The organism is Pseudomonas sp. MD195_PC81_125 (genome assembly GCF_014060985.1).
GTDB classification, from domain to species: domain Bacteria; phylum Pseudomonadota; class Gammaproteobacteria; order Pseudomonadales; family Pseudomonadaceae; genus Aquipseudomonas; species Aquipseudomonas parakoreensis.
In genome coordinates, this window is the sequence record NZ_JABULD010000084.1 from 1 (window position 1) to 1240 (window position 1240).

Consider the following 1240-nt stretch of genomic DNA (forward strand, 5'->3'; position numbering starts at 1 on the left):
CCCTGCAAAAAGCTCCTCGGCGGCCCATCGTTCAAACTCAAAATCGCCACCGCCCCGCGACTCCCCGCCATCACACCGCTGACCTTGATCTCCACCGGCGCTGTGCGATTGGAAAACCACTGCAATGCCGGGTTATCGCTGCGCGCAGCGAGCAGTTGCGGCGTGGCCGCCGGGGTGTGGGATTCGGCGGTGGTCAGGAGCAGGGATGACCAGGTGGCGATGCCGATCAGGGCGGCCAGCAGCGCGGCGGCTGGAGTGATTTGGGGGGGTGAAAAGCGTGCGGTGAATCTCATGGGCTGAATCTCCTTTTAGTCCCTGCTGACAGGCTACGCGGCAATTCTCACGGTTTTATTTCACACGTCTTACATGTTGGCCGTGCAGGATGTTTTTTTGGGACGGGGCAGGACGCAACGGAGTGCGCAACCGATGAAGGTGGGCAAGCAACAGGGCTTTACGCTGATCGAGTTGATGGTGGTGCTGGTGATCATCGGGATTGCCAGTGCGGCGATCAGCCTGAGTATCAAGCCGGATCCGCTGCAGTTGCTGCGCAAGGACGCTGAACGTGTGGCGCAGTTGCTGCAGGTGGCGCAAGCGGAGGCCCGCGCCGATGGCCGGCCGATTGTGTGGCTGAGCGATGGCAAGGGCTTTCGCTTCAGTCGGCGCAGTGACAGTGGTCGGGGGTTTGAGCATTTCAAGGATGACCCGCAGTTGCGGCCGCGCACCTGGCAGAGTCCGAAGCTGGAGGTGCGGGTGGAGCCGAAGCAGAAGGTGGTGCTTAACGCCGAGTGGATCAATCCGCCGCTGCAATTGACCCTGTCTGATGGGCTGAATCGGCTGAGTGTGCTGCGTGATGCCAGCGGCAGGATCAGTGTGCAATGAACGATCAACGGGGCTTTACCCTGATCGAGGTGATGGTCGCGATTCTGCTGATGGCGGTGGTCAGTCTGATTGCCTGGCGTGGGCTGGACAGTGTGACGCGGGCGGACGGTCATTTGCAGGCGAGCAGTGAGCAGAGTGACCGTTTGTTGCGGGCGTTGAATCAGTTGCAGCGTGATGTGGAGATGCGCGCTGGGGTTGAATTGACCGAGCCGAAGAAGGTTGGCGTGGATGATGAGCCGCCGAGCGCGCCGCCTGCGCTGACGGTGCGGAGCAGTGACAGCAAGGGGTTTCGGCTGGATATTATTCGCCGTGCGGCGGATCAGGCTGGGGCTTTGCAGCGGGTGCGTTGGTGGGTCAAGGG

At 61.6% G+C, this 1240-nt stretch carries 3 protein-coding genes; 2 read left to right on the plus strand and 1 reads right to left on the minus strand.

Annotated features, from left to right (window positions below):
* Positions 1 to 293 (minus strand): general secretion pathway protein GspC (locus HT737_RS03670; RefSeq protein WP_182401479.1); only part of this gene is annotated, 293 nt, incomplete at its 3' end.
* Between the two features lie 133 nt (positions 294 to 426).
* Here HT737_RS03670 and gspH point away from each other — a divergent pair.
* Both gspH and HT737_RS03680 read left to right on the plus strand, forming a co-directional pair.
* Positions 427 to 879 (plus strand): type II secretion system minor pseudopilin GspH, encoded by a 453-nt coding sequence (gspH, locus tag HT737_RS03675; protein ID WP_115989614.1) that lies wholly within the window; start codon positions 427 to 429, stop codon positions 877 to 879.
* On the plus strand, positions 876 to 1240 hold a 365-nt coding region (locus HT737_RS03680), incomplete at its 3' end, for a type II secretion system protein J (RefSeq protein ID WP_182401481.1). The genes gspH and HT737_RS03680, both read left to right, overlap by 4 nt.

Excerpts from the sequence above, each read along its gene's own strand:
- gspH (WP_115989614.1), top strand. The coding sequence starts at position 427 with ATGAAGGTGGGCAAGCAACAGGGCTTTACGCTGATCGAGTTGATGGTG.